The 23437-nt window shown below is 54.7% G+C and carries 22 protein-coding genes and 1 pseudogene; 7 read left to right on the forward strand and 16 right to left on the reverse strand.

Annotation, left to right across the window (positions count from 1 at the left end; translation table 11 throughout):
* From JCM12539_RS09600 to JCM12539_RS09615, 5 genes are all read right to left on the reverse strand, one after another.
* Positions 1–341: hypothetical protein (locus tag JCM12539_RS09600; protein WP_162204117.1), on the reverse strand; the 341-nt coding region annotated here is incomplete at its 3' end.
* Complete coding sequence (locus tag JCM12539_RS09605) at positions 320–595, reverse strand: helix-turn-helix domain-containing protein (protein ID WP_054651043.1); 276 nt, start codon at positions 593–595, stop codon at positions 320–322. The genes JCM12539_RS09605 and JCM12539_RS09600, both read right to left, overlap by 22 nt.
* A 777-nt stretch (positions 596–1372) precedes the next feature.
* A complete protein-coding gene (locus tag JCM12539_RS09610) occupies positions 1373–2623 on the reverse strand; it encodes an ABC-F family ATP-binding cassette domain-containing protein (protein WP_439645134.1) in 1251 nt (416 codons plus the stop codon).
* A 32-nt stretch (positions 2624–2655) separates the two neighbouring features.
* A complete protein-coding gene (locus JCM12539_RS15580) occupies positions 2656–2997 on the reverse strand; it encodes an ATP-binding cassette domain-containing protein (RefSeq protein ID WP_439645135.1) in 342 nt (113 codons plus the stop codon).
* 182 nt (positions 2998–3179) lie between these two features.
* Positions 3180–3815 carry a L,D-transpeptidase gene (locus JCM12539_RS09615; RefSeq protein WP_054651045.1) on the reverse strand — a complete coding sequence of 212 codons (636 nt, stop codon included), beginning with the start codon at positions 3813–3815 and terminating at the stop codon, positions 3180–3182.
* 299 nt (positions 3816–4114) lie between these two features.
* On the opposite strand from JCM12539_RS09615, the gene JCM12539_RS09620 reads away from it, so the two are divergent.
* Positions 4115–5464 (forward strand): amino acid permease, encoded by a 1350-nt coding sequence (locus JCM12539_RS09620; protein ID WP_054651047.1) that lies wholly within the window; start codon positions 4115–4117, stop codon positions 5462–5464.
* 726 nt (positions 5465–6190) lie between these two features.
* On the opposite strand, the gene JCM12539_RS09625 is transcribed toward JCM12539_RS09620, so the two are convergent.
* Positions 6191–7363: a hypothetical protein gene (locus tag JCM12539_RS09625; protein WP_054651049.1), complete on the reverse strand. Its 1173-nt coding sequence runs from the start codon at positions 7361–7363 to the stop codon at positions 6191–6193.
* Between the two features lie 328 nt (positions 7364–7691).
* On the opposite strand from JCM12539_RS09625, the gene JCM12539_RS09630 reads away from it, so the two are divergent.
* A complete protein-coding gene (locus tag JCM12539_RS09630; protein ID WP_054651051.1) occupies positions 7692–8663 on the forward strand; it encodes an asparaginase in 972 nt (323 codons plus the stop codon).
* 81 nt (positions 8664–8744) lie between these two features.
* On the opposite strand, the gene JCM12539_RS09635 is transcribed toward JCM12539_RS09630, so the two are convergent.
* Positions 8745–9644 (reverse strand): phosphopyruvate hydratase family protein, encoded by a 900-nt coding sequence (locus tag JCM12539_RS09635; RefSeq protein WP_054651053.1) that lies wholly within the window; start codon positions 9642–9644, stop codon positions 8745–8747.
* 322 nt (positions 9645–9966) lie between these two features.
* On the opposite strand from JCM12539_RS09635, the gene JCM12539_RS14825 reads away from it, so the two are divergent.
* Both JCM12539_RS14825 and JCM12539_RS14830 read left to right on the forward strand, forming a co-directional pair.
* Complete coding sequence (locus JCM12539_RS14825; protein WP_054651055.1) at positions 9967–10536, forward strand: aldehyde dehydrogenase family protein; 570 nt, start codon at positions 9967–9969, stop codon at positions 10534–10536.
* Positions 10537–10582: 46 nt separating this feature from the next.
* A complete protein-coding gene (locus tag JCM12539_RS14830) occupies positions 10583–11386 on the forward strand; it encodes an aldehyde dehydrogenase family protein (RefSeq protein WP_054651058.1) in 804 nt (267 codons plus the stop codon).
* Positions 11387–11633: 247 nt separating this feature from the next.
* Here the strand turns inward: JCM12539_RS14830 and JCM12539_RS13265 are convergent, their stop codons facing one another.
* Together JCM12539_RS13265 and JCM12539_RS09650 are read right to left on the reverse strand one after the other, a co-directional pair.
* On the reverse strand, positions 11634–11792 hold the full coding sequence (locus JCM12539_RS13265; protein ID WP_156302171.1) for a hypothetical protein: 159 nt from the start codon (positions 11790–11792) through the stop codon (positions 11634–11636).
* A gap of 43 nt (positions 11793–11835) precedes the next feature.
* Positions 11836–12651 (reverse strand): Cof-type HAD-IIB family hydrolase, encoded by an 816-nt coding sequence (locus tag JCM12539_RS09650; RefSeq protein WP_054651062.1) that lies wholly within the window; start codon positions 12649–12651, stop codon positions 11836–11838.
* An 882-nt stretch (positions 12652–13533) separates the two neighbouring features.
* Here JCM12539_RS09650 and JCM12539_RS09655 point away from each other — a divergent pair.
* Genes JCM12539_RS09655 through JCM12539_RS09665 form a run of 3 tightly spaced genes read left to right on the forward strand, consistent with a single transcriptional unit; the run spans position 13534 to position 14980 of the window.
* Positions 13534–13767: a hypothetical protein gene (locus JCM12539_RS09655; protein ID WP_054651064.1), complete on the forward strand. Its 234-nt coding sequence runs from the start codon at positions 13534–13536 to the stop codon at positions 13765–13767.
* 20 nt (positions 13768–13787) lie between these two features.
* Positions 13788–14447, forward strand: a complete 660-nt coding sequence (locus JCM12539_RS09660; protein ID WP_054651066.1) for a hypothetical protein — start codon at positions 13788–13790, stop codon at positions 14445–14447.
* Positions 14429–14980 carry a hypothetical protein gene (locus JCM12539_RS09665; RefSeq protein ID WP_054651068.1) on the forward strand — a complete coding sequence of 184 codons (552 nt, stop codon included), beginning with the start codon at positions 14429–14431 and terminating at the stop codon, positions 14978–14980. The genes JCM12539_RS09660 and JCM12539_RS09665 overlap by 19 nt, the downstream gene beginning before the upstream one ends.
* Before the next feature lie 87 nt (positions 14981–15067).
* Here JCM12539_RS09665 and JCM12539_RS09670 read toward each other — a convergent pair whose 3' ends face one another.
* The 7 genes and pseudogenes from JCM12539_RS09670 to JCM12539_RS09700 all read right to left on the reverse strand — a co-directional run bounded on the left by JCM12539_RS09670 (position 15068) and on the right by JCM12539_RS09700 (position 23058).
* Positions 15068–15826: an SGNH/GDSL hydrolase family protein gene (locus tag JCM12539_RS09670; RefSeq protein ID WP_054651070.1), complete on the reverse strand. Its 759-nt coding sequence runs from the start codon at positions 15824–15826 to the stop codon at positions 15068–15070.
* Between the two features lie 21 nt (positions 15827–15847).
* On the reverse strand, positions 15848–16054 hold the full coding sequence (locus JCM12539_RS09675) for a hypothetical protein (protein ID WP_054651072.1): 207 nt from the start codon (positions 16052–16054) through the stop codon (positions 15848–15850).
* A 417-nt stretch (positions 16055–16471) separates the two neighbouring features.
* Positions 16472–19276, reverse strand: a pseudogene (locus JCM12539_RS09680) (cation-translocating P-type ATPase).
* Between the two features lie 267 nt (positions 19277–19543).
* Positions 19544–20236 (reverse strand): TetR/AcrR family transcriptional regulator, encoded by a 693-nt coding sequence (locus JCM12539_RS09685; protein WP_054651074.1) that lies wholly within the window; start codon positions 20234–20236, stop codon positions 19544–19546.
* An 87-nt stretch (positions 20237–20323) separates the two neighbouring features.
* Positions 20324–21496 carry an ABC transporter permease gene (locus JCM12539_RS09690; RefSeq protein ID WP_054651076.1) on the reverse strand — a complete coding sequence of 391 codons (1173 nt, stop codon included), beginning with the start codon at positions 21494–21496 and terminating at the stop codon, positions 20324–20326.
* Complete coding sequence (locus tag JCM12539_RS09695) at positions 21496–22215, reverse strand: ABC transporter ATP-binding protein (protein ID WP_054651078.1); 720 nt, start codon at positions 22213–22215, stop codon at positions 21496–21498. Before JCM12539_RS09695 ends, JCM12539_RS09690 begins: the two co-directional genes overlap by 1 nt.
* A 153-nt stretch (positions 22216–22368) precedes the next feature.
* Positions 22369–23058 (reverse strand): TVP38/TMEM64 family protein, encoded by a 690-nt coding sequence (locus JCM12539_RS09700; protein WP_054651080.1) that lies wholly within the window; start codon positions 23056–23058, stop codon positions 22369–22371.
* Between the last annotated feature and the right edge of the window lie 379 nt (positions 23059–23437).

The following is a 23437-nucleotide window of genomic DNA, read 5'->3' on the forward strand; positions in this document are numbered from 1 at the left end:
TCCGCGCTCAACACGGCTTCCCAGGCGGCGGTACTAAGCGAGTGGTTAACCGAGTATACGGCGTGCACCTTACCAAACAAACGGGTTGCCACTTGGTAACAAACCAGTGGTGATAACAGTACGCAACCATAACGAAAAGCAACCACGTTCGCCTCCGTCCACCGCACCTGGGGGCTAAACCAGGTGGACAGGGTCTGTTCCTGCTCCGTGCTCAACAAGTTGTCCTGCGTTAACGCAAAGTACGCCCCTGCGGCGATCACCAGTTGCTGAAAGTCGATGGGCGTCCACCGCCGCACGTACCGTTCCTGGGCCATCATCACTAGGACTTTAAGTCCGGGCACATCACGTTGGCACTCAACTTGTTCACCGTGGGCATGAGGCTATTGCTATTACCAACCAACGGGTCAAAGCCGCTGACAAACTCCTGTAAGCTCACACCCATACGGTCCAACATGACGCACAACTTATTAATGGGCACGTCAGCCGTACCACTTTCAAACTTCGATAGAGCGCCCAGCGACACCACGCCGCCAGCCACATCCTTCAACGATGCGCCCTCACGCCGTCGTAACCGGCGAAATTCAGCTCCCATCATTGATTAACACCCCCAAGGTTCAGTCGGTCACCCCACCGACTCCAGTTATAGAAATTGAAATATTGTTGACTGAAAAAGGAAAACACCGGATGAAAACAAACGGTTCCTCATCAAATAGCATAACATTAGGCGGACAGATATGACCACCTCATTCGTGCATTTCGGGTAATATTGGCGGGTATCGTGGTCAAAAGCCGTTCAGTTGGGTAACGCTGACAAAGCCTTGAGCAACGTTGAAATCAGCTCTGTATGGTTGTGAGCTATTCCTCTCACTTGCTGTGGGAAGCTACAGCGCTTTCCCGCTATCTGTGCTTATTGATACGAGCTCCGCAGGCCAGAAAGCGACGTATTAAGGTACTATCACCAAAAGTCCAAGTACAGATACTTCGACGATAGCAGACAAATGCACCTCTTGAAACACCACTGCTCTCGATCTGTCTGCGGACAAATCAGTACACACTGCAGTCTCTCGGCGGTGCTCCGCCGCTTGTTTCTGGTATTAAAACGAGCTGCGCTGGCCAGAAGGCGACGCATAAGCAACTCTAACCAAAAGGCCAAGTACAGATACTTCGACGATAGCAGACAAATGCACCTCTTGAAACACCACTGCTCTCGATCTGTCTGCGGACAAATCAGTATACACTGCAGTCTCTCGGCGGTGCTCCGCACTGCCTCCGAGTGGCGCTGAGTACGCGCTAAAGCGCTACTCTCCACGCAAAAAAAAGCGCACACTCCCGCATACGCCCATTATATATCATTTATATAATTTTTTTTACATTATCCGTAAATATTCTGCGCCTGTTCCTTCACCACCGGGTGCTCCAAGAACTCATCATACGTCGTGTCCGCACGGTCAACCACCCCGAGTGGTCCCACCTCAATAATGTGGTCCGCAATCGTCTCAATGAACTCGTGGTCATGACTCGTAAAGATAACCGAACCCGGGAAGGCCACTAGCGCGTCGTTTAACGACTGAATCGACTCCAAATCCAAGTGGTTGGTCGGGTCGTCCATAATCAGCACGTTCGGTTCCGTCAGCATCAACTTCGACAGAATACTCCGCACCTTTTCCCCACCCGAAAGCACGTTAATCGGCTTCAACACGTCGTCGCCCGAAAACAACATCCGGCCCAGGAATCCCCGCAAGAACGTGTTGTCCTGCTGATCCTTCGGCGCGTACTGCCGTAACCAGTCCAAAATACTCAGCGTGTCGTCTTCAAAGACGCTGTTCAAATCCTTTGGCATGTAACCACGCACCGTCGTCACACCCCACGCCACTTCACCAGCGTCCGGCTGCACCGCCCCCGCCAACATCTGTAGCAGTTGGGTCGCCGTCACGTCGCTCCGACTGATGATCGCCGTCTTTTCACCGGGGTGCAGGATGAAGCTAGCGTTACTAATCGCCGGCTGTCCATCAACCGTCAAAGCCAGGCCGCGCACCTGCAACAAATCGTTACCAATCTCACGCTGCTGGGTAAACTTCACGTACGGATACTTGCGGCTGCTAGGCTTGATGTCATCCAGCGTAATTTTGTCCAGCTGCTTCTTCCGCGCAGTCGCCTGCTTCGACTTGCTGGCGTTAGCCGAGAACCGCGCCACGAATTCCTGGAGCTGCTTAATCTGCTCCTCCTTCTTCGCGTTCGCGTTGGACTTCAGTTGCTGAGCCAATTCCGAACTTTGACGCCAGAAATCGTAGTTCCCCACGTATAGTTCGATCTTGCCGTAATCGACGTCACACATCATCGTACATACGGCGTTCAGGAAGTGTCGGTCATGGCTGACAATCAGGACGGTGTTCTGGTAATCGGCCAAAAAGTCCTCCAGCCAACTAATCGTCTGAGTGTCCAAACCGTTCGTCGGTTCGTCAAGCAGGAGCACGTCGGGCTGACCAAAGAGGGCCTGACCCAACAACACCTTCACTTTGTCGCTTTCGGGCAAATCACCCATCATGGTCTGGTGCTGCTCTTCAGGAATCCCCAGCTGCTGCAACAACTGGCTGGCGTCGCTCTCCGCGTTCCAGCCGTCCATTTCGGCGAACTCGCCTTCCAGCTCAGCCGCTTTCAGGCCGTCTTCTTCCGAGAAGTCCGGCTTGGCGTACAGCGCGTCTTTAGCTCCATCACCTCGAACAGGCGCTTGTGTCCCTGCATCACCGTGTTCATCACGGTCTGGTCATCAAAGGCAAAGTGGTCCTGCTGCAGGCTACTCATCCGTTCGTGCGGATCCAGCGTCACACTCCCGGTGGTGGGTGCTAACTTGCCCTCCAAAATTTTCAGAAAAGTTGACTTGCCGGCACCGTTGGCACCGATGATGCCGTAACAGTTGCCCGGCGTAAACTTCAGGTTGACGTCCGTATACAACGTCCGGTCGGTAAAGGTCATACTAACGTTATTAACTGTGAGCAATGAGTTCCTCCTATTGGTTCAGCGTACTGAGTATCATCAATTATTTACTAGGGCACACTGACCGGCGGCGATAATTAGCCTATATAAAAGCAGTTTCCCCCACCGGATTCTCCATCCGGTCGGGAAAGCTGCTTGGTCACGAACGTGCCGTACAATCCTAATCAAACATTATAACGTGCTTGTTAGTCAATTACCACTTTCGTGTTGTACTTAATGTTGGTGTAAATCCACTTGGCGTCCGGAATGGTCAAACGCACGCAACCATGCGAGGCGCCGCCCTTCTTGCCCAGCTTGGCAGCCTCGGATTTAATATAGTTACCGTTAACGTCGATGGGCACCGTGTGAAACAGGAGACTACCGTGGCCTGACCACGAAGTGTAGTAGTTGGCCCCTTCCTCTTCTTGGGCGTTATAGAAGGTCTCACCCCGCTCCGCCTGAACGTAGTATGTTCCGTGTGGCGTTGCGGTATCCGTGCTGTTCGTCATCCCCGTTGAACAGTACATCGTATACAGCACCTTATCACCATTCATGATGTATGTGCGTTGCTTCTCGGTGGAAACCCGAATCCACAGGTTGGGATACTTATTTACATCCGGATAAGCCTTGCTCTCTGACGGCTTAGTGTAGTCGACGGTTTTAACCGTCGTCTTCTTCGTTTTTGTCGTTGAAGAGGAGCTCTTAGCACTGGACTGACTGGATTTCTTCACGGCGCTGGCAGTAGCCTCGGCCCTCTGGGCACCGATGGCGTACGCGCCCACGCTACCAACCGCAACGATCGCGATAACGACACAAATCGTAATCAGCCATGCGCGGGCAATTTGGCGATGTTTTTTTTCTGACCCAACATTGGCACGGGTACTACCTCCTCAAGAATTGGTCCTCACCAACAAGGTTAACATGATTCAAAGAATACTGGTACTAAATGGACGTAATGAAACACTTTTGTAGTTTTTCAACAACAAAGATTGCGCTTATGACTACAATTATGGAGGGCAAAGCATCACCCTCGCTAATCATCAACACCATTGTATAAGCATTAAAGACAAGTGTATGCCATTAGTGTTAAACTACAAACTATTGTGCATCAAACCATACAAAGAATAGGGGTTTCGAAACCATGCAACGCAAATTGAGTTCTCGTCACATGCAAATGATCGCGCTTGGCGGCACCATCGGCGTCGGCCTCTTCATGGGGTCCGCATCCACCATCCAGTGGACTGGCCCCAGCGTCATGTTGGCCTACGCGCTGGCGGGACTTTTTCTATACTTCATTATGCGTGCTCTCGGCGAGATGCTCTACGCCCACCCCGTCACCGGGAGCTTCGCCTCCTTTGCCTCCGAATACCTGCACCCCGTATTTGGCTACCTCACGGCCTGGGCCAATATTTTCCAGTTTCTCGTCGTCGGTATGTCCGAGATGATCGCGATTGGTAGCTATTTCGAATACTGGTGGCCTGGCTTGCCGCAGTGGATTCCCGGCCTTGTGGCGTTGCTAATGCTGACGATTGCCAACCTCATTTCCGTTAAAGCGTTCGGCGAGCTTGAGTTCTGGTTTGCGATGGTCAAAGTGGTCACGATTATCCTCATGATTGTCGCCGGCCTGGGGCTCATCTTCTTCGGCCTTGGTAACGGCGGCCACGCGCTCGGCGTCAGCAACCTCTGGTCCCACGGCGGCTTCTTCACCGGTGGCCTCAGCGGCTTTGTCTTTGCCCTATCAATTGTCGTCGCGTCCTACCAGGGTGTTGAGTTACTGGGAATTACGGCCGGCGAGGCGGAGGACCCCCGCCCGACCATCGTGAAGTCAATTCAATCCACGGTGGGCCGTATCCTCATCTTCTACGTGGGAGCGATTTTTGTCATCGTCACCGTGTACCCTTGGGACAAACTGGGTACCATCGGTTCACCTTTCGTTGAAACCTTTGCCAAAGTCGGCATCGCGGCCGCGGCCACCATCATTAACTTTGTTGTCATCACCGCCGCACTGTCTGGTGCCAACTCCGGCATCTATAGTGCTAGCCGCATGGGCTACACGTTGGCGGAAACCAAGCAGTTGCCGCAGCATTTCACCAAGCTGAACCGGCACGGGGTTCCGTTCTGGCCGGTGGTCACCATTGCGGCGGGGATTGGGATTGGCGTCATTCTTAATTTTGTAGTGCCGCTACTGTGGCCGGGTACCAAGAACCTCTTTGTGATTGTGTACAGCTCCAGTGTGTTACCCGGACTCATCCCCTGGATTGTCATCCTGCTGAGTCAGATTCAATTCCGTAAGCAACACCCCGTGCTGCAGGGTGAGGACCAATTCCGGATGCCATTTTCGCCGTGGAGCAACTACCTCACACTGGCATTCCTGGCCGTTGTCGTCATCTTCATGGCGATTAACCCGGATACGCGGATTCCGCTGGCGGTGGGCGTCATCTTCATCGCCGCCGTCCTGCTACATTACTGGCGGACGCACCGGGGACAATAATCGTGTATGTATACAGCCGAGCGGCACACCGCTCGGCTTTTACTTTGTGCTTGTTGGATTGAGGCGGCAGCGTAGGTCGGACCGGTGAGCTGCGGCTTTCGTGGGGCGCTCCATGGTAACCACTGCTAGGACGAAGCTCCAACCCGCCAAGTACGGGCGTGTTTCCGCCGCGATTCCAAGCCCGTCCGGGAAACCACCGGCCGGTCTTGGAATTCGTCGCGCCGTACGTCACTACGTTCCTACGGCGGCACCCCCTGGCAGCGGTTACCATTCCGACCCCACACGCCTCCGCTCACCGGTCCGACCGACGCAGCCTCACGCTACTGTCACAATTTCGTGTACCTACAGGAGGAAATTGACCGTCCACAAACGCAAGAAAGTTAGCTCACGACAAAATCACTCACCTTGATTACAAAGTTCTACATTTACCCGCCCGAACGGTTAACATCTACCGTTGGTCGTACTGGCGTGGTGGTGGAGGTTGAGCGGCTGGTCCCCGCGACGGCTGCATGCCCGTAGTTCTGTTAGAGTTACTGCCAGTTGGTGCGCAAGCACTTACTGGCAGTTACGATTTACAGAATCAAATTGGCTAGACCGAGTGGGTTTTGCTCGGGCTACGGCAATTCGCGGTAGCCCGGCACGGGCGTGAGCGTGAGGCACGTAGCCGGTCGCGGGGCCCAGCCGCTCAACCGGAACCGCCACGCCAGTACGACCAGCCAATAGTAGCTACATTTCTTTGAACGTGACCTGGCCATCGTGGATGGTCGCCTGCTGGTAATCCCGCTGGTCCATGTAGTTAGTTTCCGTAAAGGTATCGAGCGTGTGGACAAAGACTACCTCGTACGTACCGTCACTCAACGACGACACTGAATCGGCGTATTCACCCTGTTTCTGCTTGTCGGCCGCGGCAAAGACCGCCTTAATCGCGGGGGGCATCTTTGCAGCAGTCCCACTGGTTTGCGACTTAGTGAACGTGGTGACCGCATTACCCTTAATCCGCACCATTTTGTTAGCGGACAGGAACAAGTATGTGTACTCAATATCGTTCGCCACCAGTGAGGTCGCCTGCGGTATGGTGTATCCCACCGTCATTGCTTCGGCCACCCGCGTCGCATAATTGCTTGCGTACAACTTCTGCGTGGAAATCTCGGCTAGATCCTGAACGTTAAAACGGCTGGCACTAGTCATACTACTGGTCGAATTGACGCTGAACAGCTGACCGTCCTGGACCTGCACCGCATCATAATTGCTAGCCGACCAATAGCCAGCAATCTGCGCCTGACTCAGATGCCTGCGGGGAGCCTGATATTCCTTGCGGGTATAAATCTGCGCCACATCAACATCGCCCAGCTCATCGCTACTGGAACCGTACGTCATCGACAGCGCGTACAGGTGGTTGCCCCGCGCGATAAAACCCGTACTTTGGACACTCACCGTGCCGTTCCGATAATATAGTAGCTCACTATACTTTTTGATGGTCAGACCGGCCTTGGCCTGCGCAAGCGCGCGGTTCAACTGCTTGATGGTCGCAAAGTGGGTCTTGGTGGTACTGCCCGAACTGAGTTGCCGTAACCGGGCTTTTAACTCGGTATACCCGATCCGCGTGTACCCACCCAGCTGACCCTTATGGAAGATCCACGGAGTCGCGACAACGGACTCGGATTTGGCGTACTTGTAGTGGGACAGCACCCCCTTACTGCTGGACTGGGCCGTCACATTTGCCTGACTATCCCAGAACGTCTGCTTTGCGTTCAGTATCTGTTTCGAAGTAACGGTACGTGCTTGCCGCTGTTCGGTCGCCCGCTGCGTTTGGCGGCTCAGGCTGGTAAAGCCCCACACGCCCAGCGCCATTACTAGTACCACCACGGCCGCCGCCATAATTATCTTGACTTGCTTCAATTGGTTGCCCTCGTCTCTGGTTGTTTCATCTATTATGACATGGACGGAATGGCGTTAACCCGCACTAACCAAATTTAACAATTGGTATGCTAGTCCGCCTGGATAGTGTACGGCAAAGCAACGGACAATCTGCTGCGTTATCCGTGCTGGCCTGGTGGTGTAGACCGAGTGGCCGGTGGCCGTGGAGTCGTCCACAAAGTTGCAGCACTCCGGCCACTAAAACCAGCAAGATAACCCGTTATCCACCCAACTAACGGTTTATCTTACCCGAGTTTCGGCATACACTAACAGACGGACATATTTTCGCTAACAAAGGAGCACAAAAAAAATGACTGACATCCTCGTACTACACACGGGCGGCACCATCTCGATGACCGCCAACGCCGCTGGCGACGTGGCGCCCAGCGCGGAAAATCCGCTCATGGGCCAGACCGACCAGCTCGGCACCGACGTCAACGTCACGGCGGAGGAAATTTTCAACCTGCCATCCCCGCACATGACACCCGCACGCATGCTGGAATTGGCCCAACGGATCCGCCGCGCGGAAGCGGATGGCATTGACGGCGTGGTGGTGACCCACGGCACCGACACTTTGGAGGAAACCGCCTACTTCCTCGACCTCACCCTGGACAGCACGGTTCCCGTCGTCGTGACTGGGGCCATGCGCTCTAGCAACGAGATCGGTAGTGACGGCCTGTACAACTTCATCACGGCCATCCGAACCGCGGCCAGCCCCGAATCGAGGAACAAAGGCTGCCTGGTGGTGATGAACGACGAAATTCACACCGCCCGCTTTGTGACCAAAACCCACACCACGAACGTCGCTACGTTCCGTACCCCCACCTTTGGGCCCATCGGTCTGGTCACCAAAGACGGCGCCCGTTTCTTCCAGGAGTTGATTAACCAGGAATCCTGCCTCATCGACGCCGTGGTGCCAAACGTTTTCTTGTTGAAGGCGTACGCGGGGATGGACTCCGACCTGTTTGACGCATTGCCGGACAACACCAACGGCCTGGTCATCGAAGCACTCGGTGCGGGCAACCTCCCACCAGCAACTTTGCCCGGCCTACAACGCCTGATTGACCGCGGCGTGCCGATCGTCCTGGTTTCTCGCTGTTTCAACGGCGTTGCTGAGGGCTTTTACGATTACGAAGCGGCGGCGTGGAGCTCGAAAAGATGGGCATCATTTTTTTGCCAGGGACTGAACGGCCAAAAGGCGCGCATCAAGCTGATTGTGGGCCTCAGCGACGGCAAGTCCGGTGCCGAATTGAAGAAGTACGTTAATAACGCCATCAGCTAAGGCCGCGACGCCAAAAGGACTAGCGGTGCACCCTCCGTGGGCGAGTGCACCGCTAGTCCTTTTTTTTGCACCATTATTCTTCTACACGTCAGCGTCCATCTCACGGCCAATCGTCAGTAGGCGATTAACAATGTGTGCCTGGCTCCCACCCCGTGACGGCACAATCAGCGTTGGGCAGCGCACTGCCGCCGCCAAGTCCGCCGCGTACGGATCGACATCGGCCGCGGCGTGTTGCAACAGTGACTGCCCATCACGTAGCGCCACGAGCGCGGCGGTAACCGTCCCGTACGTCGCCAGTGGAGCGGCAACCTGGGCGATGGTTTGCACCCCCGCGGGTACCGCCGTCGCGCCGGTAACGGCTAACCCAACATCGGTGCGGCGAGCCCGAACGGTGGCAACCAAATCCTCCAGGTGCGCGTTAGGCCCACCGTCTGGCGCGGATAGCTGGTCGTTCATAACTTTCTCCACGGCCACGTCCATACGCCCGTCATCTGCCGCCACGCTATACAGCGCATCAAAGTCGGCGCCGTCACGTGCGAGCGGTACGGCCGGCCGTGGTGCAGTCGCCACAACCCCACCGAGGTAACGGTACAGCGGCACGCCTTCAAAGTTAGCGGCGGCGCGTGCAACGGCGAGCGACGTAGCAAACGTGGCGTTCACGCCGAGTCGATGCCAGTCATCCGTGCCATCCGCGTCCGCAATCGCTACGTCGCGCAACTGTTGGTTAAACGGCGATTGTCCGCGCAGTTCGTCGTGCAAAGTCGTGTTCACATGGTTGACGGCTTTGAGTACGCCTAAACCGTGTAGCCGGTCGCCACCATCGAGTAAGCCCACTCCCGGGCCACCAGCATGGCGCCCCGGTGTCGCCACCGTTGCGTTACCAGTAGTACCATCATTCAGCACTACGGACACCCGTAACGCTGGAGTACCCGCCGCGCTTACTACTTCGGCCGCCACTACATCTGATATTACAACCACCATCTTTGCTACCCCCTAAAATTCGTTCGTAACGTTATTCTACCATGCACACCTCATTGATGTGATTAATAACGCCAGCACCAACTAACACTAGGCCGGCCAATGCGCACATTCACCAGCCGCTGATTTTGCAAAAAGCAGTCCGTAATGTAAACGGTTTTCTGAATCAAACATGAGAAGAATAATTGCCGGTGGTGGGCGGTTTTTGTCCCGCCACTAGTGCAATTGTGAAGTTTACTCACATCATTTACAAGGACCGTTTGCAGGACTATTATGGTAATTAGATTAGGTGTTTAAACTCATTCGCATGCAAAGGAAGATGGATATGGCGCAAGCAACTATGGAACAACAGGAAACATCCGACGTAGAAGCAAGCATCAACGACCTCGTGGCAACTGCCCAGGCCGCATTTAACGAGTACCAACATTTTAGTCAGGAGCAGGTTGATTCAATCTGTGAGGCAATGGTTCAAACCGCGGCGGCCCACGCCAAGGAACTCGGTGAGTTAGCGTTCCGCGAAACTGGCCGGGGCAAGTCCGAAGACAAAGCCATCAAGAATATTTACGCTTCACAGTACATCTGGAAGGCCATCAAGGACGACAAGACCGTTGGTGTCATCGCCGACGACCCCGGCAAGAAGGTCACCGAAGTGGCAGAACCGCTGGGCGTCATCGCTGGGGTTACGCCGGTGACTAACCCGACCTCAACCGTTATTTTCAAAATTTTGTTGGCCCTCAAGACGCGCAACGCCATCATCTTCAGTTTGCACCCACAGGCTTTGGAATGTGGGATTGCGACTGCTCGACTCATGCGAACGCGGCCGAAGCTGCCGGTGCGCCTAAGGGACTGGTCGGCTGGATTGCTGAACCAAGCATCGCCGCGTCCAACGCGTTGATGAACCACCCGGTGTGGCCATCGTGCTCGCCACTGGTGGCCCGGGCATGGTCAAAGCCGCATATTCCACCGGTAAGCCAGCACTCGGGGTCGGCCCAGGTAACGCCCCCGCTTACATTGAGCACACTGCCGACGTAAAGGCAGCGGTGGCCGACATCATGATGAGCAAAACGTTCGACAACGGGATGATTTGTGCCAGCGAGAACAGCCTGGTGGTCGACCGCGACATTCTGGATGAAGTCAAAGCCGAGTTCGAGAAGCAGCACGCCTACTTTGTACCCGATAACGAGGTCGACAAACTCGCCGACGCCGTCATTGACCCACAGCGACACACCGTGCGCGGCCCGGTAGCTGGTCAGTCAGCCGAGAAGATTGCGGCCATGGCTGGCATCAAGGTGCCCGCCGGAACGCAACTCTTGATTGGCAAGCTGGACGGCATTGGCGTAAACTACCCGCTGTCTGGCGAAAAGCTGTCACCCGTACTGTCAATGTACGTGGCTAACACCCAGGAGGCGGCTTTCCAGCTCTGCTTGGGGATCCTCAACTACGGCGGTCTGGGCCACACGGCCGTACTCCACACCACTGACGAGGACGTCATCCGCCGCTTTGGCGACCAGATGCCATCTTGCCGGATTCTAATTAACACGCCAGGTTCTCTCGGTGGGATTGGTGGCCTGTTCAACGGCCTTACCCCATCCCTTACGCTGGGGACTGGGACCTACGGGAAGAATTCCATTTCCCACAACCTGTCCACACATGACCTACTGAACATCAAGTACGTATCCCGTGCGACCCGCCACCCAATCGAATTCATCAACGAATTGCGTGACGTCATTCGTAACAAGGACTAGCATTAATTAAACGATATAAATAGTGAGAGTGGACCCCGATGCGGTTAGCTCCCTGTGCCTAACGTAATAATGCCGATATTCCTAAGTGCGGGAATATCGGCATTATTACGTTAGGCACAGGGAACCGCATTGGGGTCCACGTTTGTAGGCGGGCTTCTCACCATAACTCCAATCGGTCAGAAGCGGCCGGCACCGATGTTCGCCGTTTTTCCGCAGCCGCTAATTGTGACCAGGCCACTTTGCTATTTCACTGGCCACCCAGCCACCGATTGGGCACCCAAACAATCACCACGGCCAAGGCAATCAACGCGCCGTTCACTACTTGGCCCCAATGGCACCAGTAGATCAGCGCCAGCAGTATGAAAATAATGACGGTTTTAATCAACCCTGCCCGCACATTGCGCATCTGGCACCCCCGTACTGTTCCAAATAAACTACCGTTGAGCGCATTATACACCCAGCACGTATTTACGCACGGCTCGCGCCACACCGTTATGGTCGTTATCGCTAGTCACAAAGGTGGCGTTCTTCTTCAGGGCACGGCGCGCATTACCCATAGCAACGGGGATACCTGCACTCGCTAGCATCGGCAGGTCGTTCAGCTCGTCCCCAATGGCCATCACCTCATCCATTGCGATGTTCAGGTAGGCACTCAAGTCAGCCAAGGCCGTCCCCTTATTAGCCGTTTGGCTCATGATTTCAATAAAGTATGGTCGGGGCCGCACGATGTAGTACCGTGACCCCAGCTGGTTGATGCAGTCCATCTGGACCCGACTAATCGTTGCGGGGCTGCCCGCCAGCACAATTTTGGCCGCGTGGAAGTCCGGTCGAATGCTATCCAAAGACACGTGGTGAATACCGGCGTGATCGGCCGCCGCCTGCCGCACGGTGTACGGGTTAATGTAACTGTCCGTCACGTAGTTATGCCCCTGCTCATCCAAAAAGTGGAAGTGGACGTCGTGTTCCGCCCCAAATTTCGCCACCGTTTCGATATCATCCCGACGCATGGTATGGCCCTTCAATACCCGCCCCGTCAGTGTCTGCAGTAACGCCCCGTTGTAGGTAATTGCGTACTGCGTGTCACCGCGCAGGTTTAATTCACCTAAGTATTCGCTAATCCCAAAGAGGGGGCGGCTAGTGGTGAGCACCACTTTCACCCCACGATTAGTGGCCTGCTGGAGGGTAATCGCGGTGGTGTCCGTCATCTGTCCCTGCGAGTTAAGGAGCGTATCGTTAATGTCGACCGCAATCATTTTAACCGTCATCGCTGCTATCCCCCTTCGGTAACGTCTCGGGGTCACACTGACCACGGCCGACGTCACGAAAATTTCTGTATCAATTAATTATAGCTTAAATACACTAGTTTGCGATAGCGTTATCATTTTGAAAATAATTGCACCATTGTCAAGTGGCGGTTATGTCCGGTGCGGGTGCCGTGGGGTACTGCGACTTTGTGGAACGCTCCACGGTGATTGCTGCTAGTGGCTGGTCGTACTGGCGTGGTGGATGTTCACCGTTACGTTGAAGAGACAGCTACCAGCTTAAACTCATGTGACGGAATACACTCACGCAACAACATACCGCTTACTAACTGGAACAGCGAAACTCCTAGTGATAAATAGTTTAGCTGAATACATATGAGTGCGGGAAACAGAATCCCGGTACCAAAGAACACTCCATATAGGCAATCTACGGATGGGCTTTGGGACGGAGGCGCCATTCCTGTAAACGTATTTATTACGGTAGCGTGCGGCCGCTTCGGTCATGCGGTGAGTGCAGACGTGTGGGATTGGAATGGTAGCTACTACTAATGGGTGGCGTGAACCCGCGGGCGGGGTTTGGGGCGTAGGACACGTAAGCCGCAACCCCAAAACCCACCCGCGTGTTCGTACCCACCCACCTTCGCCCTAGCAGTGGTTACCATGGAGTACCCCACGAAAGCCGCAGCTCAGCGACCCGACCTACGCTGCCGCCAACCACTAACGTGGATTACTTCCCCAACCCAGGCCTCAGAACAACTAGGAAATTAACGCTGTTAATAACCACTTATTTGGACACTTATACATTTTTGCGTTAAAATTACATTAATTATTCGCTTGGAGAGCGATGATGATTATACAAATGGAGTTACAAGGGGGGTTGGGCGTATGGTTGCGTACGCATACCTGTTCGATAAACATGATCGACTTTGTCTAGAAATACTTGAACGGCTTAATACTAACCGGCACCACAACTTGTTACATAAAGCGCTGGCGGAGGAAATGCACCTCACACCCTACCAGGTCAATACCAACCTGGATTATATGAACATGATTCTCGCTAACATGAGTGACGCCCAAATCGAAAAGCGTGACGATGGTTCCTGGCAGCAGTCGGCCTGAATGGCAACGTACTGAAGCGGATGACGGTTCAGTTGCTCGAGCAGTCGGTGGCCTTTAACGCGTTCAATTACTACCACTTCTATGATCAACGCGAAACGATTACCAGCTTCATTGAACGCCGCTACATCGTCCACGGCACCTTTGCCCGGGCCACCCGGGCCTTACGGCAACGGTGGGGGCACAACATGGGTCACGCCGGTAATTACTACGACGAGGCCGCCATTCGTTTGTACCTCCTCCAACTGTATTACGACGAGTACCACGGCGTCTGCGACCCCTTCCCGGAAATTGCGGAGCAGACCGCGGCCATCACGAACTGCGTGCAACAGTTTATCGATGGGCCACTCCTGCCCACTCAACTAACGCGGCTCAATATTTTTACGGGCGTTTGGCTGTTGCGGCAACAAAATCAGGGCATCATGACGTCCAAGATTTATCCCACTTTAACCATGGCTCCATTCGACAAACTCCGTATCCAGCTGCGTCAGTTGGGTGCGAACGTCAACGAAGCAGAGTTAAATTATTACTGCAATTTTTTGATTGCCCAAAAATACATTCCTTGTACCAACACCTCAACGGATGTCATCCTGCCAGTAGCCGGCTTGCTCACCAACGAGTTCCTGCAACTGGTGCGGCGGAACGATGCTATCAGCTCTCACCCGTGGCAACCAAGCTGTTAACACGCCGGCTCACCCAAGTCCATCGTCAACTGACCAGCTTCATGCCTGCCGCCGCACAACGGGATAACGAAGAGCTACGACAATTCTTCATGCAACTGTACCCAGTATTCAATAACTTGGCCAATACGTTCATTGAACAAATTGAGCGCCACCCAGAAATCATTCTCACCGACAGCGCACGGGTTAACCTCTACTTCAGTTACGTTACCGCGCTCATTGATGTAAGCCAGGCGGGCACCAACACCCGACCGGTCAATATCTGCGTTGATTTTTCCGAAGACGCCCGCTTCAACCAGTACGTACTGACCGTTATGAACACCTTTGGCGGAAACGTTATCCGCGTTAAGCACGCACTCCGGCCAGAAACCGACATTTACGTTTCCGACTTCAAAGCACCCAACCTCAAAATGACGCAGGTCATCTGGCCTAATACGCCGACGCCCCATGACTGGGTCGAGCTGGCGCAAGATATCCGCAACTGTCAAAGCGACAATACAGGCAGCACGGCCACACAAAATCACCGCACGGCATAATTAATCGTCCCAACAAAATAGGCGCAAAGTCGTTACCACCCTTGATGATGGTAGCAGCCTTGCGCCTTGTTTTATGTTCGGTCACTGTTACTTTTGCGCTGCGACGGTTGGCTTAAGGACCGATTTAGCCACAAAGGTGAAGAAGTATTTCTGCCCCTTTGCGTTTGGGTGCACCGCGTCATCGTTGAACCAATCCTCATGTGACTGGGACTCAGCGTACCAGTTCACAAAGGTCAGGTTGCTATACTTGCGGGCCATTTTGCGCATCAGTGCGTTGTCGTCACTCTCCCACTCACGACCAACGGCATTCACGCCAACCCAGAAAATCCGGCGTTTGGCACCACAAATCTGCTCAATCTGGGCGACCAAATCGGCCGTGATGCGGCCGTTTGTACCCAGTTCGACAATCACGGTGTGCGCCAGTTGCCCTTGATCCGCCCATGCTGACAAAATGGCTGGGCCAGCGGTAGCCTGCCGACCCACCTGCGCGTCCAGGTTAATCTTGGGAAAGATTTCTTTGAACCCGTACTCGCTGCCGACGGTAAGTGAGTCGCCGACCATCGAAATCGGCATGTTGCGCGCGTACTGCGTCTCCGCATAGGTCAGCCCGTAACGTTCGTACTTCTCAAAGACGGGGTCAGCCGCACGTTCCTTTTGCAGTCGCTGTTTGTCGGCAGCAGTTGCCTGCTTACCAGCGCCCTTTTGAACCTGCGAAGACTTTGTGGCAGTCGCGGTCGAACTGGCGGGCGCCGTCGCGTGGTTAATCCACATGATACCCGCGATGACGACCACGATGGCAACCACTGCGGCCGCGCCAATGATCGCCCATTGCTGTGACTTTTTCAATACACCCTACCCCATAACTATTTATTCAAGCGGCCGCACGCGTGTCGCACGATACTGACCGGTAATGCCGTCAAAGCCGAATTCGCCCTCTTCGGCATCAAATTCAATCCGTTCGTCCTCATCGAGAAGGAAACGGTCAATGTCGGTGCCATCAATGGCGTGATACGGTAAAAAAAACAACTTTGCCATCATCCGCATCAATGATACCCCGACCCAGACCGGGATCATACCAGCGCACCCTACCTAGTTGCATGTGCCCGCCCCCTTGCTTAATTCACCAACCTATCGATTCAGCAGCAAAGCCGCGGTAGGCATGGCCGCTAGTCCCGGATACATATATAAACCCGGATCGATTAGCATGTGAATAGATGTTCTACCCCATTATACTACTTACCGGCGTTGAGGACACATCATTTGTGGGCAAAAATATAACGTTGGCGGGTTGGGGCCCGGGGCCGCGAAGTGGTGGTGATGCTACGGCTTGGTGAACTGCTCCACAATGACCGCTGCTAGGGCGAAACCTCCAACCGGCAAGCCCCGCCGGTTTCCGGTGCGACTACAATTCTTCCAGACAAAAAAAGTGCCCCTGCGCCACGACTTTGCGTCAGCGTAGAAGCACTTATTCTTTTCTTTATTGCGGGGCGATCATTCCACCTGCGTCGACGGCTGCCGCCCGCGCACAATCTTCTTACGTAATTCCTCAATGAAGAAGACTGGCAACGGGATGCAGACTAGGAAGACCCATTCTTGCCAGTGTAGCGGCCCAGTCTGGAACACATCCTGTAGAATCGGTGCGTGCATCAACGCAATCAAAATCAGGAATTCAACCACAATCCCGACGTTAATCTTGAAGTTCTTCCACAGCCCAATGCTGAAGACCGACGCATTGCGCGTCCGACAGTTCATAACGTTGGCCATCTGCACGAAGATCACGCACGCCAGCGTCATCGTCGTCGCCGTGATGTAGCCCTTGGTGCCATCCGCTGCCAACGCCACGCTCGGCCAGCCGTTCAGGTAGTTCACAAAGAAGTAACCACCTGCAGAAACCACGGCGCCAATCATCCCATACCAAGCAAACGCGCGCCATAGGACGTTCTTCGTCAGTAAGTGCGACGTCTGTGCACGCGGCGGTTCCTTCATAATGCCCGGTTCTGCCCGCTCAGCACCTAACCCCAAAGCCGGGATCATATCCGTTCCCAGGTCAATGGTCAGAATCTGCATAACGGTTAGCGGCAACGGAATCAACCCGCGGCTTAACAGGAACAGGACGGACGGAATCGCTTCACCCACGTTGGAGTTCAGAATGTAGGTCAGGAACTTCTGAATATTGCTGTAGACGGTGCGGCCTTCTTCAATCGCGGCCACAATCGACGCAAAGTTATCATCGGTGAGCACCATATCCGCCGCGTCTTTGGCAACATCGGTACCCGTAACCCCCATGGCCACACCAATGTTGGCTTTCTTCAGGCTGGAGCATCGTTGACCCCATCACCAGTTGAGGCCACAATCTCGCCCATCTCTTGCAACGTGGACACAATTTTATACTTCTGTTCTGGAGCCACACGCGCAAAGATTAATTCTTCCTTGAACGCGGCCTTCAAATCGTCTTTGCTCATGTCCGCCAACTCAGTCCCCGTAATGACGCGGGCCTGGTTGCTCGACACAATCCCAATCTGGGCAGCGACGTTACGGGCAACCACCGGGCTGTCCCCCGTCACCATGATGATACGGATGGACGCGTCGTGACATTCCTTAACCGCCTGGAAGATTTCCGGACGGGCGGGGTCTGCCATTGCGGCCTGTCCGACCAGAATCAGGTTGGACTCGCACGTATCAACCGTTAAGTCGTCAAGGTTTGCCGGTACCTGATCCGCCGGGATGTCCCGGTAAGCCACGGCCAACGTCCGCAAACCGGACTCGGCATAATCCTGTTCCGCCTTTATGGCTGCCTTCTTATCGGCATCCGTGATTGGCCGAACCGTTTCACCTTTGTCCAACACATCAGAGCACTGGGACAACATATCACCCAGCGAACCCTTGACGTTAATGCGCAAACCGCCATCGGGCAATTTGTTCAAAGTCGACATGCGCTTCCGCACGGAGTCAAAGGTCAGTTCCTTGACCCGCGGCATCTGCTTGTTCAGCTCGTCGGCATTAACGCCACCCTTTTCGGCCATGATAATCATCGCGGCCTCGGTCGGCGTCCCCAGCAACTTGGGAGCTTCTTTGGGATCATTACCCTGCTGAACACGGGTATCGTTGTCAATTGCAGAAATCTCTAATAATGTCTTGAGTTCAGGTTCGTCTTCCAGGTGTACGTGGTGCCCACGGCGGAGAATCTTACCGTTGGCGACGTAGCCCGTCCCCTTCACGCCGTATTCGCGGAACGGCAGCCAAATATGGTTAACCGTCATCTGGTTTTGGGTCAGCGTCCCGGTCTTATCGGAACAAATCACCGTCGTCTCCCCCAGTGTTTCCACCGAGTTCAAGTCCTTGACCAGCGCGTGTTTCTTCGCCATCCGCTGCACACCCTGCGCGAGCGACAGCGTTACCGTTGGTAGCAGTCCTTCAGGAATAAACGCCACGATCATCCCCAGCGCAAAGATGAACGACTTGGCCACCGGATATTTAACCACAAAGATGGCCAGGACAAAGAAGAGAATCCCAATACCAATCGCGATGATTGACAGTTGCCGCGTCAGCCGGTTCAGCTCCAGCGTTAGCGGGCTGTCCTGGTGCGTCTGTTGCTGGGTCAACTGGGCAATCTTACCAAACTCGGTCGTCATCCCCGTGGCCAGCGCCACCGCGGTCCCGGTCCCGGCGCCCACGTTGGTGCCTTCATAGATCAGGTTAGCCTCGGCGAACTGGCCTTCACCAGGGTCGTAGTCCACACTCTTGCTTTCGGGCACGGACTCACCAGTCAAAGCCGACTGGTCAACCTGCATGGAGCTAGCCTGAATCAGCATGCGTCCGCCGAAACGGCGTCGCCGGCCTGCAAATCAAAGACGTCGCCGGGCACCAGCTCGGTGGTCTCAATCTGCGTCAGTTGACCGTCCCGATGCACGTTCACGTACGTCGCAACATTTTCATCAGCGAATCCGTTGCCTTTTGCGCGGCGTGTTCCTGCCAGAAACTGAACACACCATTAATGATGTTGACTGCCCAAATGGCAATCCCTAGCTCCATCATGCCAGCTACTACGGCGATAATACCGCCCACCCAGAGTAGCCAGGCCATCAGGCTAGTAAAGTTTTTCAGGAAGGCTTTTAGCTGAGATTGCTTTTTGCTCTTCTGTATCTCGTTGGGACCATACTGACGAAGCCGCTTAGCAGCCTCGTCACTGGTTAGGCCCGCAGCGCTAGTACCAAAGTCGTTATAGACCGACGCAACTGGTTCCTTCGCGTAGTCCTGCGGCGTCTTCTTGGCGTCACGCTGAACTTGTTCACTCATCTCAATGTCACCTCATCTAAAAGTGGTGCGCCGTGATGCCACAGCGTACGGAATCTTGGCTTGCGCCAAGTTGTGCGGTCCAGAACCACACGGTTGAACTATACAGCGGTATAACACAAGACGGCCACAAACTGCAACCAGCGGTGCGACCTTCGTCCCACCGCTGGTATTCATTTCGGTCAATCTGTAAGGTAATTTTAACACCATCAACGGTGAGTGAGGGCACCGCCAGTAAATAAAGTGACCAGTTACTCACTCGCACCGACTTTATGCATCCAGACCTGCAGATTCTGGATGCACAGCTAGACCATTGTAAATAGTTGTCTCCAGCACGTTTATATCCCGCATCGTGTCCACTGGTACGTCGGGGCTGACAAGGTAGCGCTGTAAGAAGTACACACCTAACTGACCGATAATCGTCCTGACAATATCGGCGGCTGTCATCTCGGGACGAACCTTGCCCGTCGCCTGCAGGTGCTGCATAATCTGCACGCCCCGTATCGCCGCACCGTTATCCTGGTTGGGGTTCATTAGTTTGCTGAGACCCTGCTGCCGCAAGTCGGCTTTTGTTAGCACCTGCGTCAACAAAATAATGACGGCGTCAGCGTTCACCTGCAAAAAGTGCAGCCGGTCGGTCACAATATAATTTACGATTGCTTGCAGGTCATCGCCTGCAGGAATACCCGCGATAAAGCTCGCCTGGTACAGCCCAAACATATTGTTCACAATCGGCTCGAGAATTGCCAGCAGCAACTCCCGCTTTGTTTTGAAGTACTTAAAGATGGTTGCCTGACTAATGCCGGCAGCATCCGCTATCTGCTGCGTGCTCGCCCCGTCGTACCCGTTGGCGGCAAACACTTCCAGGCCCGCCAGTAAGGCTTTGCGCTTGCCCGGTGGCATCGTTTGTTCACCTAACCACGCCCGGTAATCAACAAAGACGTTATCCGTCGACTCTTCCATTGCCATTACTCCTATCTCTCTACCTTCTCATCACCACAAACCGACCAACATTCCCCGCCGGCCGGTTTGTAATTACCACATATATAATTAAACTTTACGGTAACGTTTGAGGCCCACCACGTTCAGTGCGGCCAGCACCACCACGAAAATTACCAGGATGACCAGGTCGAGCCAGATGCTGCCCAAACCATCCCCGTTAAAGATGATAGCATTTTGCGCGTCCGCCGCGTAACGCAACGGGAAAATGTAGCTCACGTAGTCCAGCCACTTTGGTAGGGAATCCAGTGGGATCAGACCCGACAGAAAAATCTGCGGCACTATCACGATGGGAATAAACTGCATCATTTGAAATTCGGATGCTGCCAACGTGGATAGGAAGATGCCGGCGGCCAACGCCACGAACGAGACTAACACGTTCACCAGCACTACGTTGACGAGGCTGCCCACAATCTCGACGTTCAACAACCAGACGGTCGTAATCACAATCACGATTGTTTGCAGGAGCGCCAGAATTCCGTACGTTCCCAGGTAGCCAAGCACAATCTCGCTCCGCCGCACAGGGGTGGCCAGCACCCGGTCAAGTGTGCCCGTGGACCGTTCCTTGAGGAGGGCCATACCGGACACCAGGAAGACGAACAGAAAGACGAAGAACGCCATCATGATGGGCATGATTTTGTCAAAGTAGTTGGTGTTGCTGTCACCGTACACGTAGTGGTTGTGCACCTTGACCGCTTTGGTAGCCGTCTTCTTGGTCGGTGTAGCACTCGCCGACGTACTCCCGGCTGCACCCTGCTGGGCAGCGGCCTGGGCCTGCATCTTCGCCTGCAAAGTCGCGTTGGCCATTGCCAGCTTGGTGACCTGCTCACTGAGTTGTTTGAGCGTCGTGCTGGTCATGCTGCTCTGGAAGGCCATCTTGGTTACGCTCGTTTTGGTGGAATCCGTATTGGCGTAGGTGATGTCAAAGCGATTATCGCGTTCCTTAACGATGGCGTCCACTTTGCCAGACTTTAGTGCCGCCTTGGCGGAATGCGTGGTGGCGTACCGGTGCGTGCTAACGTGCTTGACGTCATTAAGCTGCGTGCGGAGGCTACTTTGCACCCCGACCGTGGCCACATCGACGTGCGTCGTGGAATTGACGGAGAACACGACACTCATCAACCACATCACCAGCACTGGCGCCACAAAGACAAGTGCAAGGGTTCGGGGATCCCGCACCAGTTCCTTGGCAATTCGCTTCATTAACTCAATTATTCGCCGCATTAGAGTTCACCTTCCGCCTTCAAAAATACTTCCTCGATCGTGTCCACGTTGTAGTCCGCCTCAAGTTTGGCCGGGGCGTCAAACGCCATGACTTTGCCACCCAGCAGCAACGCCACGCGGTCACACTTCTCCGCCTCATCCATCACGTGCGTCGTGATGAGGACGCTACTGCCCGCCTGGACGGCCCGCCGCAGCTCTTCCCAAATGCGGATGCGCAGAGCCGGGTCAATCCCGACGGTGGGCTCGTCGAGAACGAGTAGCCGGGGTGAATGCAGTAAGGCAATTGCTAAGGACAGGCGCCGCATCATCCCACCGGAGTAGCCCGAGACGCGCTTGCCGAGGTCACCGGTAAGGTCTACCACCTGCGCCACCCGGTCGATCTCAGCGCCAAGCGTATCCTTGGGTAGCCCCTTCATCACCGCGAAGAACTCGAGGTTCTCACGGCCAGTCAGTGTGGTGTACAAGGCGTCGGACTGGGCCATGTAACCGATTTGCCCGAGCAGGACGCGGTTAGGCATCTCCGCGCCGTATACTTTGGCGCTACCGCTATCGGCGAATTCCATACCCAAAGTCGTCTTGATGACCGTTGACTTACCCGCACCAGAGGGGCCAATGAGCCCCAAAATTTCGCCTGATTGTAGGTCCAGGTCAACACCGTTGAGCACGGTTTGCTGCCCAAACCGCTTTGTTAATCCTTGCAATGTAATCACGTCTGCCATGCCATTGCCTCCTCAAATTCTTTCGGTGAGTAATCACTCACTCACCTGACGTAAAAGAGAATACAACGAAATTAATTGGCGGTCAAGTCGGAAATAAAAATTAGTCAAAAAAAAGCCATCCCTCAGAAAATCAGGACGGCAATTACACATATTCTATCTAGAATTACTACTGTCACGTCGGCGAACGCGGGTGATTGCCCAGGCGAAGGCCGCCGCAATAATGGCAACCACGAGTACGGTCACGATTACGGGCCACTGCCCGCTTGTAACCAGATCACCACCAAAGGCGTAGACGAACGCGATGGCGCTGGAACCAACAATACAAGACGCGACGTAGCGCCGCCGCGAAATAACCACCTCGTTGGCTGCCACGTTAACGAGCATCGTCGGAATCATGGGCACCGCGTAGCCCACGGCCAGCCCCAACTCGGGCCAGCGGGCGCTAGTCAGTAGCCGGTACAGCCAGGTATCGGGCGGTTGTCGACGCCTTTGCACCCGGCCGAAGAGGTAGTATTGCAGCATGTTACCGCAGCTCATCCCCACGGCGTCGACGAGGAACCCCCGCCAGTGGCCGAAACACACGCCGGCGAAGAACGCGAGCACGGCGATGGGTACACCGGGGATGTTGTTCACGATGACGAGGAGCAAGGCAAAGATGAAGAGGTCGATGGGCCCAAGTGAGCGCATGGCTAGCAGCCATACCTTGTAATGCCGCGCAGAGCGCCAAAGGTCTGTGAGCTCGTCCCAGTAACGAATACCGAGAATCAGCACCAGTACGATGGCCACCACCAACAGTATGGTCCGGGCGCGCCGACTTTGCCAATCCGTTTCTAACCACCGCATACCCGCACCTCCTTTACGTCGCCAACCCAGCACTTCGCTAGGTGAGTCCATGCTCACCCAACACCAACGGAATGATAATACGGCACCACGGTTGGGGTGTCAACACTGCGCTGCAGGGTTTGTGCAGGCAAAGTGGAGGTGGGGTTGCGGCTTTGTGAACCGCTCCGTGGATTGCGGCAGTAGTGGCCGCCGACAGCGTCGGTCGGACCGGTGAGCGGAGGCGTGTGGGGTCGGAGTGGTAATCACTGCCACTACCTATCGGGAACCCGCGGGCGTGGTTTGGGGTGGAGGCGTCGTGTCCGGAGACGTGGTTGCTGCGACCCCGGAGCGCCGTAGGAACGCAGTGACGTACGGCGGCAGATAATTGAGATTGAGCGTA

Origin of the sequence: Lacticaseibacillus pantheris DSM 15945 = JCM 12539 = NBRC 106106 (assembly GCF_001311175.1) — a bacterium.
Taxonomy (GTDB): Bacteria; Bacillota; Bacilli; order Lactobacillales; family Lactobacillaceae; genus Lacticaseibacillus; species Lacticaseibacillus pantheris.

Coding starts and splice junctions, on each gene's coding strand:
- JCM12539_RS09695 (WP_054651078.1), bottom strand. CDS start 22,215: ATGGCAGACGTGATTACATTGCAAGGATTAACAAAGCGGTTTGGGCAG.
- JCM12539_RS13265 (WP_156302171.1), bottom strand. CDS start 11,792: ATGCGCAATGTGCGGGCAGGGTTGATTAAAACCGTCATTATTTTCATA.
- JCM12539_RS14830 (WP_054651058.1), top strand. CDS start 10,583: ATGGTCAAAGCCGCATATTCCACCGGTAAGCCAGCACTCGGGGTCGGC.
- JCM12539_RS09620 (WP_054651047.1), top strand. CDS start 4,115: ATGCAACGCAAATTGAGTTCTCGTCACATGCAAATGATCGCGCTTGGC.
- JCM12539_RS09605 (WP_054651043.1), bottom strand. CDS start 595: ATGATGGGAGCTGAATTTCGCCGGTTACGACGGCGTGAGGGCGCATCG.
- JCM12539_RS09610 (WP_439645134.1), bottom strand. CDS start 2,623: ATGGACGGCTGGAACGCGGAGAGCGACGCCAGCCAGTTGTTGCAGCAG.
- JCM12539_RS09650 (WP_054651062.1), bottom strand. CDS start 12,651: ATGACGGTTAAAATGATTGCGGTCGACATTAACGATACGCTCCTTAAC.
- JCM12539_RS14825 (WP_054651055.1), top strand. CDS start 9,967: ATGGCGCAAGCAACTATGGAACAACAGGAAACATCCGACGTAGAAGCA.
- JCM12539_RS09700 (WP_054651080.1), bottom strand. CDS start 23,058: ATGCGGTGGTTAGAAACGGATTGGCAAAGTCGGCGCGCCCGGACCATA.
- JCM12539_RS09685 (WP_054651074.1), bottom strand. CDS start 20,236: ATGGAAGAGTCGACGGATAACGTCTTTGTTGATTACCGGGCGTGGTTA.
- JCM12539_RS09660 (WP_054651066.1), top strand. CDS start 13,788: ATGACGGTTCAGTTGCTCGAGCAGTCGGTGGCCTTTAACGCGTTCAAT.
- JCM12539_RS09630 (WP_054651051.1), top strand. CDS start 7,692: ATGACTGACATCCTCGTACTACACACGGGCGGCACCATCTCGATGACC.
- JCM12539_RS09690 (WP_054651076.1), bottom strand. CDS start 21,496: ATGCGGCGAATAATTGAGTTAATGAAGCGAATTGCCAAGGAACTGGTG.
- JCM12539_RS09635 (WP_054651053.1), bottom strand. CDS start 9,644: ATGGTGGTTGTAATATCAGATGTAGTGGCGGCCGAAGTAGTAAGCGCG.
- JCM12539_RS09655 (WP_054651064.1), top strand. CDS start 13,534: ATGGTTGCGTACGCATACCTGTTCGATAAACATGATCGACTTTGTCTA.
- JCM12539_RS09675 (WP_054651072.1), bottom strand. CDS start 16,054: ATGATCCCGGTCTGGGTCGGGGTATCATTGATGCGGATGATGGCAAAG.